General features: G+C 66.0%; 15 protein-coding genes and 1 pseudogene. 6 read left to right on the top strand and 10 right to left on the bottom strand.

Annotated elements, in window-relative coordinates; translation table 11 throughout:
- The 6 genes and pseudogenes from ABV518_RS00005 to ABV518_RS00030 form a co-directional block, all read left to right on the top strand.
- Positions 1-850 (top strand): annotated as a pseudogene (locus tag ABV518_RS00005) (pyruvate dehydrogenase (acetyl-transferring), homodimeric type); the annotation flags it as partial.
- A 185-nt stretch (positions 851-1,035) separates the two neighbouring features.
- Positions 1,036-2,280, top strand: a complete 1,245-nt coding sequence (locus tag ABV518_RS00010) for a CdaR family transcriptional regulator (protein WP_131131849.1) — start codon at positions 1,036-1,038, stop codon at positions 2,278-2,280.
- Between the two features lie 88 nt (positions 2,281-2,368).
- Positions 2,369-3,298 (top strand): ACP S-malonyltransferase, encoded by a 930-nt coding sequence (locus ABV518_RS00015; RefSeq protein ID WP_367764796.1) that lies wholly within the window; start codon positions 2,369-2,371, stop codon positions 3,296-3,298.
- Entirely contained in the window at positions 3,295-4,356 is a 1,062-nt protein-coding gene (locus tag ABV518_RS00020) for a beta-ketoacyl-ACP synthase III (protein WP_367764798.1), read from the top strand. The genes ABV518_RS00015 and ABV518_RS00020 overlap by 4 nt, the downstream gene beginning before the upstream one ends.
- A gap of 80 nt (positions 4,357-4,436) precedes the next feature.
- Positions 4,437-4,682 carry an acyl carrier protein gene (locus ABV518_RS00025; RefSeq protein WP_009359314.1) on the top strand — a complete coding sequence of 82 codons (246 nt, stop codon included), beginning with the start codon at positions 4,437-4,439 and terminating at the stop codon, positions 4,680-4,682.
- Positions 4,683-4,842: 160 nt separating this feature from the next.
- Positions 4,843-6,078, top strand: a complete 1,236-nt coding sequence (locus ABV518_RS00030) for a beta-ketoacyl synthase (RefSeq protein WP_131131846.1) — start codon at positions 4,843-4,845, stop codon at positions 6,076-6,078.
- Between the two features lie 106 nt (positions 6,079-6,184).
- On the opposite strand, the gene ABV518_RS00035 is transcribed toward ABV518_RS00030, so the two are convergent.
- The 10 genes from ABV518_RS00035 to rplS form a co-directional block, all read right to left on the bottom strand.
- Positions 6,185-6,688, bottom strand: a complete 504-nt coding sequence (locus ABV518_RS00035; protein WP_131131845.1) for a DUF3145 domain-containing protein — start codon at positions 6,686-6,688, stop codon at positions 6,185-6,187.
- A 285-nt stretch (positions 6,689-6,973) separates the two neighbouring features.
- Positions 6,974-7,900, bottom strand: coding sequence for a tyrosine recombinase XerC (locus ABV518_RS00040; RefSeq protein ID WP_367764801.1), 927 nt, complete (start codon positions 7,898-7,900; stop codon positions 6,974-6,976).
- Between the two features lie 50 nt (positions 7,901-7,950).
- Entirely contained in the window at positions 7,951-9,135 is a 1,185-nt protein-coding gene (gene dprA, locus ABV518_RS00045; RefSeq protein ID WP_367764802.1) for a DNA-processing protein DprA, read from the bottom strand.
- Positions 9,136-9,145: 10 nt separating this feature from the next.
- Positions 9,146-10,690 (bottom strand): YifB family Mg chelatase-like AAA ATPase, encoded by a 1,545-nt coding sequence (locus ABV518_RS00050; RefSeq protein WP_367764803.1) that lies wholly within the window; start codon positions 10,688-10,690, stop codon positions 9,146-9,148.
- Positions 10,691-11,047: a YraN family protein gene (locus ABV518_RS00055; protein WP_131131801.1), complete on the bottom strand. Its 357-nt coding sequence runs from the start codon at positions 11,045-11,047 to the stop codon at positions 10,691-10,693.
- 118 nt (positions 11,048-11,165) lie between these two features.
- On the bottom strand, positions 11,166-11,492 hold the full coding sequence (locus ABV518_RS00060) for a DUF2469 domain-containing protein (protein ID WP_056335405.1): 327 nt from the start codon (positions 11,490-11,492) through the stop codon (positions 11,166-11,168).
- Between the two features lie 54 nt (positions 11,493-11,546).
- Positions 11,547-12,284 carry a ribonuclease HII gene (locus tag ABV518_RS00065; protein WP_367764804.1) on the bottom strand — a complete coding sequence of 246 codons (738 nt, stop codon included), beginning with the start codon at positions 12,282-12,284 and terminating at the stop codon, positions 11,547-11,549.
- Between the two features lie 2 nt (positions 12,285-12,286).
- Complete coding sequence (gene lepB / locus ABV518_RS00070) at positions 12,287-13,150, bottom strand: signal peptidase I (RefSeq protein WP_367764805.1); 864 nt, start codon at positions 13,148-13,150, stop codon at positions 12,287-12,289.
- Positions 13,151-13,828: a signal peptidase I gene (gene lepB, locus ABV518_RS00075; protein ID WP_367764806.1), complete on the bottom strand. Its 678-nt coding sequence runs from the start codon at positions 13,826-13,828 to the stop codon at positions 13,151-13,153.
- 83 nt (positions 13,829-13,911) lie between these two features.
- The gene (rplS, locus tag ABV518_RS00080; protein WP_131131797.1) at positions 13,912-14,271 is read right to left on the bottom strand and encodes a 50S ribosomal protein L19; all 360 of its coding nucleotides are present in this window, start codon (positions 14,269-14,271) and stop codon (positions 13,912-13,914) included.
- Between the last annotated feature and the right edge of the window lie 101 nt (positions 14,272-14,372).

Consider the following 14,372-nt stretch of genomic DNA (forward strand, 5'->3'; position numbering starts at 1 on the left):
AGCCGCGGACCAAATGACCCGCGGCTTCATCATCGGCGCCACCGCAGGACGGACCACCCTCACCGGCGAAGGACTCCAGCACGCCGACGGCCACTCCCCCATCCTCGCCGCCACCAACCCGGCTGTAGTCACCTACGACCCCGCCTACGGCTACGAAATGGGCCACATCATCCGCGACGGCATCGAGCGGATGTACGGACCCGACTCGTCCGACCGGAACCTGATGTACTACATCACCGTGTACAACGAGCCGATCAGCCAGCCCGCCGAACCCGAAGAGCTTGACGTTGAAGGTGTGCTGAAGGGCATCTACCTGCTGGCTCCGGCCAAGATCGACGGTCCCCGGACCCAGGTCCTGGCGTCCGGTGTCTCGGTGCCGTGGGCGCTGGAAGCCCAGCGCCTCCTCGCGGAGGACTGGGGCGTTTCGGCCGACGTCTGGTCCGTGACGTCCTGGAACGAACTGCGCCGCGACGGCATGGCCGCGGAGGAGGACGCGTTCCTGAACCCGGGCCAGCCCGCACGGGTTCCGTTTGTCACCCAGCAGCTCGCTGGTGCCACCGGACCGATCGTGGCGGTCTCGGACTACATGAAGGCCGTCCCGGACCAGATCCGCCAGTTCCTCCCGAACGAGTTCGCCTCGCTCGGCGCGGACGGCTTCGGCTTCTCCGACACCCGGGCAGCAGCACGCCGCTTCTTCAAGAACGACATCCACTCCATCGTGGTCCGTTCCCTGGAGATGCTGGCGCGCCGCGGCGAAGTGGACGCCCAGGCTCCGGCGAAGGCAATCGAGAAGTACCGCCTGCACAACGTCAATGCCGGTTCCACCGGCAACGCCGGCGGGGATTCCTGATCCACCCCCGCTGACTGTCACTGGCAGTTGGTCCGACGACGGCGGCCCTCACCTTTTGGTGGGGGCCGCCGTCGTTGTTCCTGGCTGGCGGTTGCGGCCGGCGGGGAGGACTGTGACCCACAACCCCGTCCGTTGTAGCCTTCGCACAAATGGAGCTTGCGGGGCAGGCACCGTATGCTCAAAGGATGCCAGAGCCAAGTTCCCCGCCCGTGAAGCGCAAGCCGTCCTCGCGCAGCATGACTCCGGAGAAATCCGAAACCCTGAAAAAGCTCCGGGCGAGCGTGGGCCAACTGTCCACCACAACCCTTCGGCAGCTTGAAAAATCACTGCCGTGGTACAGCCGGCTCAGCTCTGACGAACGGTCCGCGCTGGGCATGGTGGCGCAAAACGGCATCGCTGCCTTCGTCACCTGGTACGAACGTCCCAGCTCGCCGTCGTGGATCCTGTCCGACGTCTTTGGCACTGCCCCGACGGAGCTCACACGCTCCATCAGCCTCCAGAAAGCGCTCCAGCTCATCAGGATCGTGGTTGAAGTGGTGGAAGACCAGGTTCCTGTCATCGCGCCCGAGGCCGACCAGCCCTCGCTCCGCGAAGCTGTTCTGCGGTATTCGCGCGAGGTTGCCTTCGCTGCCGCCGACGTCTACGCCAGGGCTGCTGAATCCCGCGGTTCCTGGGACACCCGGCTGGAAGCGCTGATCGTGGACGCCATCCTCCGCGGTGAAAACACCGACGCCCTGCGCTCACGCATTGCAGCCCTGGGCTGGAAAGCCCAGGAGCGGTTCACTGTGATGGTGGGAAATTCGCCGTCGGAACCCAGTGCCAGCTACGTCAGCGAACTGCGGCGACTCGCCGGACGCTATGCCGAGGATGCCCTGGTGGGGATCCAGGGTGACCGGCTGATCCTGATCCTGGGCGGCGTGCACGACCGTGAAACGGCTTACCTTAAACTCAGCGAAATGTTTGCCCCGGGGCCCGTGGTTTACGGGCCCGAGGCGAGTTCGCTGCTGGAGGCCAGCGGATCCGCGCAGTCCGCCTTTGCCGGCCTGACGGCAGCCCGGGCATGGCCGTCGGCTCCGCGTCCCGTAGCCGCCGACGACCTGCTCCCTGAGCGGGTCATCTCCGGCGACGACGCGGCCCGCCGGTCACTCGTCAAGAACATCTACCGTCCGCTCGTGGCTGCTTCCAACGGGCTCGTGGAGACGCTGGGAACGTACCTGGAGCTGGGCCATTCGCTGGAGGCGACCGCCCGGGAGCTCTTTGTCCATGCGAACACCGTCAGGTACCGGTTGAAGCGCGTGTGTGACGTCACGGGCTGGGATCCGCTGCTCCCCCGGGAGGCGTTTGTGCTGCAGGCTGCGCTGGTGGTGGGCCGCCTCGCGGCGCCCCCGAAAGCACCGGCCGAGCGTCATCCGGCGCGGAATCAGACCTGAGGCGTTGTAGACTTCCTACAACCTGACCCCGTGAGCTTGGTGCAGAGAAACACCGCTGGATCACACAGTAATTTGGAAAGCTGGATACGTGCTTGCAATAGTCTGCCCTGGACAGGGCTCACAGACCCCGGGTTTTCTGGCCCCCTGGCTGGAACTGCCTTCGGTAGCAGGCCAGCTGGCCTCCCTGAGTGAAATCGCAGGCATCGACCTGACAGCCCATGGGACCACCTCGGACGAGGAAACCATCAAGGACACCGCTGTGGCGCAGCCGCTCATTGTGGCGGCCGGCCTCGTGGCTGCGAAGTCCCTCTTCGACGTCGAACTCAGTTCCCTCCCGGTGATCCTCGCCGGCCACTCGGTCGGTGAAATCACCGCTTCTGCCCTGGCCGGAGTCCTCACCGAGCAGGAAGCCATGGCTTTTGTCCGGGAGCGCGCCAACAGCATGGCCGCAGCCGCGGCGGTCACCCCCACCGGCATGAGCGCCGTGGTGGGCGGCGACCCGGCCGAGGTCCTGGCCGCGATCGAAGCGTCAGGTGCCACCCCGGCCAACGTCAACGGCGCAGGCCAGACTGTGGCTGCAGGGACCTTTGACCAGCTCCAGGCGCTGGCTGAGAACCCGCCTGCCAAGGCCCGCGTTATTCCGCTGAAGGTGGCCGGGGCGTTCCACACCTCCCATATGGCGCCGGCGGTCACTGCCCTTGAAGCGCTCAAGCCGACGCTGAACCCGCAGAATCCGCGGGTGCCGCTGCTCTCCAACTTTGACGGCAAGGAAGTTACAGGCGGAACCGCCGGCGTTGAAAGCCTGATCGCCCAGGTCTCCCGTCCTGTCCGCTGGGACCTCTGCATGGATACCATGGTGCAGCGGGGCGTCACCGGCGTCATCGAACTGGCACCCGCCGGCACGCTTGCAGGGCTCGCAAAGCGCGGCATGCCCGGAGTCAAGACGGTTGCCGTCAAGACGCCGGACGACCTCTCGGCCGCACTGGCACTCTTCGCAGAATTGGAGGGCAACGCATGAGCGTTCCCACGCTGAAACAGGCCCCGGTCCAGGAGAACACCCGCATCCTGGGAATCGGCGCCTACCGCCCGGACATCATTGTCACCAATGACGACGTCTGCCAGTGGATTGATTCCTCGGACGAATGGATCCGGCAGCGTACCGGTATCGTGACCCGCCACCGCGCCCCGGCTGACGTCAGCGTCATCGACATGGCTGAACGGGCGGCGCAGGAGGCCCTCAGGCACGCCGGCATCGAAGCCTCCGAGCTCGGCGCGGTCATCGTCTCCACCGTCACCCACCCCTACGCCACGCCGTCAGCGGCGGCCAGCCTGGCCGACCGGCTGGGCGCAACCCCGGCCCCCGCCTTCGACATCTCGGCTGCCTGCGCCGGCTACTGCTATGGCATCGCCCAGGGTGACGCCCTGGTCCGCTCCGGCGCGGCCAAGTATGTCCTGGTCGTTGGGGCGGAAAAACTCTCCGACGTCATCGACAACCATGAGCGCACCATCTCGTTCCTGCTGGGCGACGGCGCCGGCGCCGTCATTATCGGCCCCTCGGACACGCCGGGCATCGGCCCGTCGGTATGGGGTTCAGACGGCAGCAAATGGGACGCCATTGGCATGACGCGGTCGATGCTCGACGTCCGGACCCTGAGCCAGGCGGCGCGCCAGTCGGACGAGTCCGGCGACTTCGCGCTGATGGAAGAAGCCCAGGACCTGTGGCCGACCCTGCGCCAGGACGGACAGACCGTCTTCCGCTGGGCCGTCTGGGAAATGGCGAAGGTGGCACAGCAGGCACTGGAGGCCGCCGGTGTGCAGGCCGAAGACCTGGTGGCGTTCATCCCGCACCAGGCAAACATGCGGATCATCGACGAAATGGTGAAGAAGCTCAAGCTTCCCGAGACCGTCACCGTGGCCCGGGACATTGCCGATGCCGGCAACACCTCGGCCGCCTCCATCCCCCTGGCCACGCACAGACTGCTCCAGGAGAATCCGGGCCTCAGCGGCGGTCTTGCGCTGCAGATCGGCTTCGGAGCCGGCCTGGTCTTCGGAGCCCAGGTAATCGTCCTTCCTTAGGAACACCCAACACGGACAGCATCCGCTGTCTGAACCATTTCCGGCAGCCCCTGCCGGCAATAACAGAAAAGGAGCCATCAATGGCTAGCAACGAAGAGATCCTGGCCGGCTTGGCTGAAATCGTCAACGAAGAGACCGGCCTCGCCCCCGAGGCTGTGGAGCTGGACAAGTCCTTCACCGAGGACCTGGACATCGACTCCATCTCCATGATGACCATCGTGGTCAACGCTGAAGAGAAGTTCGGCGTGCGCATCCCGGACGAAGAGGTCAAGAACCTCAAGACCGTCGGCGACGCAGTCAGCTTCATCGCCGGCGCACAGGCTTAGCCTAAGCTCCAGCCGCTTACGGCTTGGCTGGGCTGCCGGCCCGGATTCCCGGACCGGCAGCCCAGCCGCATTCACCCGGCAGCCACCTGCCTACACCCCACACGCGGGACCCCGCCGGAGAAAACCGGAGCCGGGCTGCCCACCGACAGAGAGTGATCCCATGACACGCAAAGTAGTCATTACCGGTCTGGGTGCCACCACGCCCATCGGCGGCGACGTACCCACTATGTGGAAGAACGCGCTTAAGGGGGTCTCCGGTGCCCGCACCCTGGAAGACGACTGGGTTGCCAAGTACGAACTTCCCGTCCATTTTGCTGCGCGCTGCAGCACCCCGGCCCTTGAGGTCCTGAGCCGCGTCGAAGCCAAGCGCATGGACCCCTCCACGCAGTTCGGCGTCATCGCCGCGCGGGAGGCCTGGGCCGACTCCGGCATTACCGAGATTGACCACGACCGCCTTGCAGTTGCCTTCGCAACCGGCATCGGCGGCGTCTGGACCCTGCTGGACGCGTGGGACACGTTGAAGGAAAAGGGGCCGCGCCGTGTTTTGCCGATGACGGTTCCCATGCTGATGCCCAATGGCGTCGCCGCAGCCGTCAGCCTCGACCTGGGCGCCCGTGCCGGCGCCCACACCCCGGTTTCCGCCTGCGCATCCGGCACCGAGGCCCTCCACCTTGGCTTGGACCTGATCCGCTCCGGTAAGGCCGACGTGGTGATGTGCGGCGGCGCTGAAGCTGCCATCCACCCGATGCCTCTCGCGGCGTTCGCATCCATGCAGGCACTCTCCCGCCGGAATGACGACCCGCAGGGCGCTTCCCGCCCCTACGACCTGGGCCGCGACGGCTTTGTGATGGGCGAAGGCGCCGGCGCGCTGGTCCTCGAAGCCGAAGAGCACGCACTGGCCCGAGGCGCGCGGATCTATGGCGAACTCGCCGGCACGTCCGTGACCGCCGACGCCTACCACATCACCGCACCTGACCCCGAAGGCCTGGGCGCCACCCGCGCCCTGAAGGCAGCCATGTTCGACGGCCGCATCCAGGCTGAGGACGTGGTGCACGTCAACGCGCACGCAACGTCGACGCCTGTTGGTGACAAGCCCGAGTACACGGCGCTTCGTGCCGCCCTGGGGAACCACCTCGACAGCGTGGCAGTGTCAGCCACCAAGTCGCAGATGGGCCACCTCCTGGGTGCGTCCGGTGCCGTGGAAGCCGTCCTCACGGTGCTCGCCGTCTACGAACGCAAAGCCCCGGTGACCATCAACCTGGAAAACCAGGACCCGGAAATCCCGCTCGACGTCGTCACCTCAGCGCGTGACCTCCCGGCCGGCAACATTGTGGCGCTGAGCAACTCCTTCGGCTTCGGCGGCCACAACGCCGTGATCGCGGTACGCAGCGTCTAGCACCACCGGAGTGAAACAGCAGGGGCCCCGCCGGTTGGCGGGGCCCCTGCTTTGCTATGGACACAACTGGGACTGCCCGGCCGCGGACAGTCCATGATGGCGGCGGTCAGCCCACCTGGTGGAGCCAGCGCACCGGGGCGCCTTCGGCTGCGTGCCGGAAGGGTTCGAGTTCCTCGTCCCACGCCTCACCAAGGGCAAGGGACAGCTCGTGATAGACCGCGGAGGGATCACCGGCACCGGATTCGTAGGCATACCGGATCCTGTCTTCTGACACCATGATGTTGCCGTGCACGTCGGTCGTTGCATGGAAGATCCCCAGTTCGGGGGTATGCGACCAACGGCCGCCGTCGACGCCCTGGCTTGGTTCCTCGGTGACCTCGTAGCGGAGGTGGGCCCAACCGCGCAGCGAAGAGGCCAATGACGCTCCGGTCCCGGGCGTGCCGGTCCAGGAGAGCTCCGCCCGAAACATTCCGGGCGCGGCAGGCTGAGGGGTCCACTCAAGATCCGTCCGCTTGTCCACGACGGATCCAATCGCCCACTCCACGTGCGGGCACAGTGCGGTAGGGGCCGAGTGTACGAACAACACACCGCGGGTCATTGCAACAGACATTCCATCCTCCATAGCTGTAGGTACGTCTTCCCCAACGACCTCTGCCCGGATGAAATGTGCTGTGCCGTGTTCCTGACGGCTGCGGTTATCCCTGCCTTTATATGTAACTGTGTCCGGACTTGCTGGTACGCGCGAAGCAGTGAGCTTCAAGCGAAACTTGAAAGTTGCCGGACTTGACTCTTATTGTGCCGCACGCCGCCTAATTACGCCACTGCAATTCCCTGATCCCGTCCCTCAGGCCGCTAGTTGTTCGAAAGTTACAGGCACCGCCGGCGGACGGCGGACTCAAGCCCTTGGATGTGCCTGCTTGTAGCTGTTCCGGAGCCTTTCCACGGAGACATGGGTGTAGATCTGCGTCGTGGCCAGGCTGCTGTGCCCCAGGATCTCCTGGACCGCCCGAAGGTCCGCACCGCCATCAAGCAGATGCGTAGCGGCCGAATGCCTGAGCGCATGAGGACCCGTGGCCGAAGTGTCCCCCAGGGCTTCGAAGAGGTCCTTCACCACGGCGCGTACCTGCCGCTGGTCCACCCGGCTCCCCCGTGATCCCAGGAACAGTGCAGGACCGCTCTGCTCCCGGACCAGCCGTGGCCGGCCCCTACGCAGCCAGTCATCGACCGCAACGGCTGCTGGGACGCCGTAGGGTACGGTTCGTTCCTTGTTGCCTTTGCCGATGACGCGGAGTGTGCGGCGGTCCGGGTTGAGGTCGTCGACGTCCATCCCGGCCAGTTCGCCCACACGAAGGCCGGTGGCATAGAGGAGTTCCACCATGGCCCGGTTGCGTATTGCCAGCGGCGCGCCGTCCGCGGCGGCTTCCTCAAGCGTGGCCAGCAGCCTTGTCAGTTGCTGGGCCTGCAGGACGCCCGGCAGGGACTTGTCCTTTTTCGGGGCCTTCAACCGCAGCGAGGGATCCGTTGTGAGGAGTTCTTCCCGGAGGGCCCAGGCAGTGAACGAACGCGCTGTTGCCGATCTCCGGGCGAGGGTTGACCGGGAGGACCCTGCCTCGCTTTGGGCACCCAGCCACCGCCGCAGCGTGCCGAGTTCAAGGCCGGGCAGGTCAGTGACTCCTTCAGATGAGCAGTATGCCAGCAGGCTCCGCACGTCCGAGAGGTAGGCACGCACCGTGTGCTCCGACCTTGCGCGCTCCCCTGCCAGATATTTGCCGAAGGCTGCGGCGGCCCGGTCAAGGGCCGGGGGCAATTCTTGGTTCTCCACATCCCTACTCTCCCAGCATTTGTTCGCAGACAGGGCCCGGACACAGCGGCCTACGCTGACGCTTTGGACCGCTTCCACCCGCCCCGTTCCGAAACGGCCAGGCCAAGGAGCCCCAGCCTGCCCAGACCCGCACGTACCGATTCCTGGCTGAGCCCGGCAACGGTACATAGTTTGTCGACAGAGCTTGTGGACCTGAGCGGGAGTGCGTCGAGCAGGATCAGGTCCTCGAGGGTCAGGCCGTCGTGCTCTGCTGCGCGTGCCGTCCGGGTTTCGGGAAGGGCTTCTCCGCTCGGTGAAGCCAGCTCAGCGATCTCGCCGGCATCCGTCACGCAGACTGCGCCGCCGTCCCGGAGCAGGCGGTGGCAGCCCGCCGAATTGGCACTGTGAACCGAACCGGGGACCGCTCCGACAGCCCGGCCCAAGGTTTCTGCGTGATGGGCTGTGTTCAGGGCACCTGACCGCCAGCGTGCTTCGACCACCACCGTCACGGCGGACAGCGCCGCGATGAGGCGGTTGCGTTGCAGGAACCTGTACCGGGTCGGCGCCGACCCGGGCGGGACCTCGGCCAGCACGGCTCCCTGGTTACACACCGCCCGGAGCAGGTCTTCGTTTCCGGATGGATAAAACCGGTCCACACCGCCGGCCATGACGGCGATGGTGGGCACGGCGCCCGATCCCCCTGCCAAGGCCGCGCGATGGGCGTGGGCATCTATGCCGTAGGCGCCGCCGGACACGACCGTAAAGCCGCGCTGGGCCAACGAGTAGGCAAGGTCACCGGTGACGGACGCCCCGTAGCTGGTGCTGTCCCGGGACCCCACCAGGGCCACACACCTCGAAACGTCCGGGAGTTGCTGCTCCAGGCCGCGCCACCACAGGCAGATCGGCTCCTGGAGTCCGAGGTCGGCAAGTTGCGCGGGCCAGAGGTCATCAGAGGGGACCAGCAGCCGGCCACCGAGGCGCGCCATGGTGGCGAGGTCCCGTTCGGGTGCGAGGTCCGGAATCCTCGGGGCCCAGCGTTTGAGCGCGGCCCCGATCCCTGCCCAGCTGGTTCCTGCTCCGTTGTCCGCCAGGAGCGCCGTGATCTCCTGCTCCAGTGCCGGTCCGGCGCTCAGTTGGCCGGTGGCGATCCGCAGCGCGTCGGTTGCTCCCGCAGCTTTGACCAGGGCGAGCCCTGCCGCGTCCTGCGGTTCCATCAGCCGCGACAATGAGGCGCGGGCTATCCGTTCGTTGTCCATGTGTGGTTCCTTATGCCGCGGCCGAGGCGGCCTGCCGGAGGGCGAGGGCCTGTCCAATGTCGTTGGGGTCCGGCCTGTCCCGGTGTGCAAGGTCGGCCAGGGTCCAGGCGAGCCGCAATACCCTGTCGTATCCCCTGGCCGTCAGGACGCCGCGCTCCAAGGAATGGTCGAGGATGCGCGTCGAAGAAGCGGGGAGGCGGAGTTCGCCACGCAGGATCCGCCCGGGAACCTGCGAATTGGTTTCAAGGCCTAAGGGGTGCAGCCGTTCGGACTGCCGGCGGCGGGCGGCACGCACACGCTGCGCCACAGCGGCGGTGTCCTCTTCCATCCCGGCCTGGCCGAAGTCCGCCAGGGACACGCGCTCCACCTGCAGCTGGATGTCCACGCGGTCCAGGAGGGGCCCGGACATCCTGGCGAGGTAACGGCGCCGCATCATGGGAGTGCAGGTGCAGTCCAGGCCCTTTCCGGATGCCTTGCCGCAAGGGCACGGGTTCGCGGCAAGGACCAGCTGGAACCGGGCCGGATACGCTGCCGTGCCGGCCGAGCGGTGGATCACCAGTTCGCCGCTCTCCAGCGGCTGGCGGAGGGCATCCAGAACCCGGCGTTCGTATTCGGGGGCCTCGTCCAGGAACAGCACACCTCGGTGGGCCCGCGAGGCGGCTCCCGGGCGGGGCAGCCCTGAGCCGCCTCCGATGATTGCGGCCGCGGTAGCGGAATGATGCGGGTTTTCAAAGGGCGGCCTGCGCAGGAGCTGGACTGCCGTGGAGGGAAGGCCGCAGAGCGAATGGATCGCGGTGACTTCCATGGCCTCATTGTCCGCAAGGTCCGGCAGCAGGCCGGGCAGCCGTTCAGCCAACATCGTTTTCCCGGCCCCCGGAGGTCCGGTGAGCAACAGATGGTGCGCGCCGGCTGCTGCCACTTCAAGGGCCTTCCGCGCGTCACCCTGGCCTGATACGTCGGCCATGTCGGGTACGGTTTCGTGGCCCGCCCCTGCCCCGTTCGCGTCAGACTCGTCCTCGGGTTCGAAGTCCAGGGCCAGTTCCTGCGGATCGGCGCCAAAGTCCAGGGCGAGCCTGGCAAGCGTCCGGTAGCCCCTGACGTTGGCGCCGGGCACCAGTGCCGCCTCGGCCAGGTTTGCCTGTGCCACAACGAGGTCCGGGTACCCTGCCTGCACGGCAGCCATTACTGCCGGGAGGATGCCCCGCACGGGCCGCAGCCGGCCATCCAGCCCCAACTCGGCGATGAAGACCGTGCGCTCGGTGGGTTTGATGTCATTCGCGGCCCGCAGGACCGCCATGGTGACGGCGAGGTCGAAGCCGGAACCGCGCTTGGGAAGCGACGCAGGAATCAGGTTTGCGGTGATCTTCCGCCGGCTCAGCGGAATTCCGGAGTTCTTGGCTGCCGAACGTATGCGCTCCTTCGCTTCGTTGAGGGCGGCATCGGGCAAGCCCAAGAGGACGAATGCCGGAAGGGTCTGGCCGATGTCCGCCTCAACCTCAACGATGTACCCGTTCAGCCCCACGAGGGCAACCGAGTAGGTCCGGCCCAGAGCCATCTACCCCACCCCCTTGAGGTGCTCCACCAGAGGGTCGCCGCCGCCGTCGTCCACCACCGCGATGACGTCGACACGCCGCAGCGGCATCCGCAGTTCACGGTCCCGGCACCAGGCCGAACCCAGGCGGTGCAGGCGCGCCAGTTTGGCGGTGCCGACGGCCTCAAAGGGGTGCCCGTAGTCGAGGGTGCGGCGGGTTTTCACCTCGGCGATCACAAGGGCGTCCCCGTCGAGGGCCACAATATCGATTTCGCCTTCGGTGCAGCGCCAGTTCCGCTCCACCACCAGCATGCCCAGCGATTCCAGATACAAGGCGGCGAGCTCCTCGCCGCGCCTCCCCAGCAGGTCTTTGGATTTCATTTCTACCTCCGCAACCAGCCTGCAGGGGCAGGACGGCGGAGGACAGCGAACGATTGGCCTATGTGGGCAACCCGGCCGGATTCCGGGGATGTTGGGGACTAGTGGCGCTCAGGGGGCCTCAGTTACCGAGGTCAACATCCTTGGGCAGCGCCAGTTCCTCGTTGCGTGGAAGCTCCTCGACGTTGACGTCTTTGAACGTGAGCACGCGGACGCTCTTGACGAAGCGGGCGGAGCGATAGACGTCCCATACCCAGGCGTCCTGCAGGGTCAGGTCAAAGTAGACTTCGCCGTCTGCGCTGCGTGCCTGGAGATCCACATGGTTTGCGAGGTAGAAACGCCGTTCGGTCTCGACAACGTAGCTGAACAGTCCGACGACATCGCGGTATTCACGGTAGAGCTGGAGCTCCATGTCGGTTTCATAGTTTTCAAGATCCTCGGCACTCATGCTTCCATCTTGCACCATTGAGTGCAGCACTGGCGCCACGGCGGACGGCAGTTGTCAGAGTTCGCCGCCCAGCAGCCGCCAGCTCACGCGGTGGTACGGGGTTGGGCCGGCCGCCCGGAGCACGTCACGGTGCATGGACGTGGCGTAACCCTTGTTGATGTCCCAGCCAAAATCAGGGAACTCGGCGTGCAGCTCGCGCATTTGCTGATCCCGTTCGACCTTGGCAATCACGCTGGCGGCCGCAACGCTCAGGCAATGCATGTCCGCCTTCACCCGGGTGTGGACGGGGGCGTCGCAGCCGGGGCCACTGGGCGCCTCATCAAACAGGGAAAGCTGCACCTCCGGCGAGAGCCAGTTGTGGCTGCCATCCAGGAGGACGATGTCAGGGGTGATCCCTCCGGCCAGGATGTCAGTCCACGCGCGGGTGCCGGCCAGCCGCAAGGCGGCGATGATACCAAGCGCGTCGATCTCCGCAGCCGAGGCATGCCCTACCGCCGAAGCGACGCTCCATTTGCGGACCAGCGGTTCCAGCCGCTCCCGTTCGGCGGGGCTGAGCAGCTTACTGTCGCGCACCCCCGTGAGCGGCTTTTGGTTCAACAGGTCCACGACGGCGATTCCCACGCTCACCGGGCCGGCCAGCGCACCGCGCCCCACTTCGTCGACGCCGGCAAGATACCGGGCGCCGAGCGCCTTGAAAGTGCGTTCGTGGCGCAGGGTGGGGGCTTTGGAACGCGGGCCCGTAGCAGGCCGCGCGGCAGCCTTGGCTGGCGCGACGGGCGAAGCTGCGGACATCGTCATTTTCCGGCGGGCACGTTCTTGAAAACGTCCGGGTAGTTGTCGAGGACTGTGAGCCGGTTCAGCGGCCACGCGATCACTGCTGCCTTGCCCTCGATGTCGGCCAGGTTGACGAAGCCTCCGTTGGCGTCCATGTGGGCGCGGGAATCAGCGGAATGGTTGCGGTTGTCACCCATGACCCAGACTTTTCCCTCCGGCACAACAACATCGAAGTTGCGGATCTGCGGGACTTCGGCGCCGTTGACGTAGCCTTCGTCGATCGGGGATCCGTTGATGGTCAGTTTACCGCCGGCGTCGCAGCAGATCACGTGGTCCCCGGGGAGGCCAATGACGCGCTTGACGAGATGCTGCTCCGAGTTGTCCGGCAGCAGGCCCACAAACGTCAGTCCGTCCTGGACCCACGTGAACGGTCCCTGGGTCTCTTCCGGTGCGGCCGACAGCCAGCCCTGGGTGTCACGGAAGACCACCACATCCCCATGTGACAGGGCGAACGGTTCGGGCACGAGCAAGTTGACGAAGATGCGGTCGTTGACGTCCAGGGTGCTGACCATGGATTCGGACGGAATATAGAACGCGCGGAACAGGAACGTCTTGATCAGGAATGACAGCACCACCGCGATGACCACCACGGTGGCGATTTCCTTCAGCCAGACAAATACGGGACTGGGAGCGGAAGGCTCAGTGCGGGGAGCGGCTGAATGCTTTCCGGCGCCAGGACTGGCGGGAGCCCTGTCCTGGCCTGCAGCCGGTGCGGATTCCGAAGCGGCACCGGCCTCGTCCGTGTCGGCAGCAGCGTGGGCGGTGGGTGCATCCGGGCCGCCCTCATGGCCGGAATCAGGGATCCTGGCGTGGTTCTCGGGCATCTACTGTCCGTCCTCTGTTGTTGGTCCTGCCTGCTGCGGCCGTGATACTGCAGCAAATCTATCAAGCGGCCAGACAATCTGGACCGGCCGGCCGATCACCCTGTCCAGCGGCACCATGCCGCCGCCGGGAGCGCCGAGCAGGCTGCGGGAATCAGCGGACAGTGACCGGTGGTCCCCGAGCAGCCACAGCCGCCCGTCCGGCACCACTGCGGTGAACGCCTGCCGGCTGGCGGCGTCCCCCGGGAAGACATACGGTTCGTCCAGCGGCGCACCGTTCACGGCGATCATTCCGTCCTTGTCACAGCAGACCACAGTGTCGCCGGGAAGGCCGATGACTCTCTTGACGTAGGTGGTGTCGCTCCCGGCCAGCCCAAGCCACTGGGCGGCGGCCACCGCAGCATCAGCCAGCGGACCCTTCCCGCTGTTCAGCGGCGCGAAGGTGCCCCGCCCGTCAAAGACCACAATGTCACCCCGGCGGACGGGTTCTGCCTGGAAGTCCGTCCTGGACACCAGGATGCGGTCCCCGCCCTGCAGGAGCGGCTCCATGGACTCCGAGGGAATGTAGTAGACGTCAAGCCACAGTGAGCGGACGAGTCCACTGATGGCTACGGCGAGCAGGAGCGCCAGGAACGCAAAACGCCAGCCCATTCTTCTGGGCTGGCGTTTTGTCTGGTCCATGAATCCGTATCCTGGGGCGCTGTTGCGAATGGCTCCGGCGCCGGCCTGGTACGGCTGTGGCCCTGCCTTGTAGGTCCGGGGACTTACTTCTTGGGCTGGAAGTCGCGCTTTTCCTTGATCTTCGCAGCCTTGCCGCGCAGGTCGCGCATGTAGTACAGCTTGGCGCGGCGTACGTCACCCTTGGAGACGACCTCGATCTTTTCGATGATCGGGGAGTGCACCGGGAAGGTACGCTCCACACCGACGCCGAAGGAGACCTTGCGGACGGTGAAGGTTTCGCGAAGACCGTCGCCGTGGCGGCCCAGGACGAAGCCCTGGAATACCTGGACACGGGAGTTCTTGCCTTCGATGATGTTCACGTGGACCTTGAGGGTGTCACCCGCGCGGAAGACAGGAACATCGGTGCGCAGCGAGGCTGCATCTACGGAATCGAGAATATGCATGATTGCACTCCTGGTGAACGCCACAGGTCATTCACTTTGGGTCACGGCGGGCAAGCCCGGAAGCACCGGAAATTACCGCCGAAAGTTAAGTGGATCCGGTT

The organism is Arthrobacter sp. HS15c (genome assembly GCF_040812005.1).
Classification (GTDB): domain Bacteria; phylum Actinomycetota; class Actinomycetes; order Actinomycetales; family Micrococcaceae; genus Arthrobacter.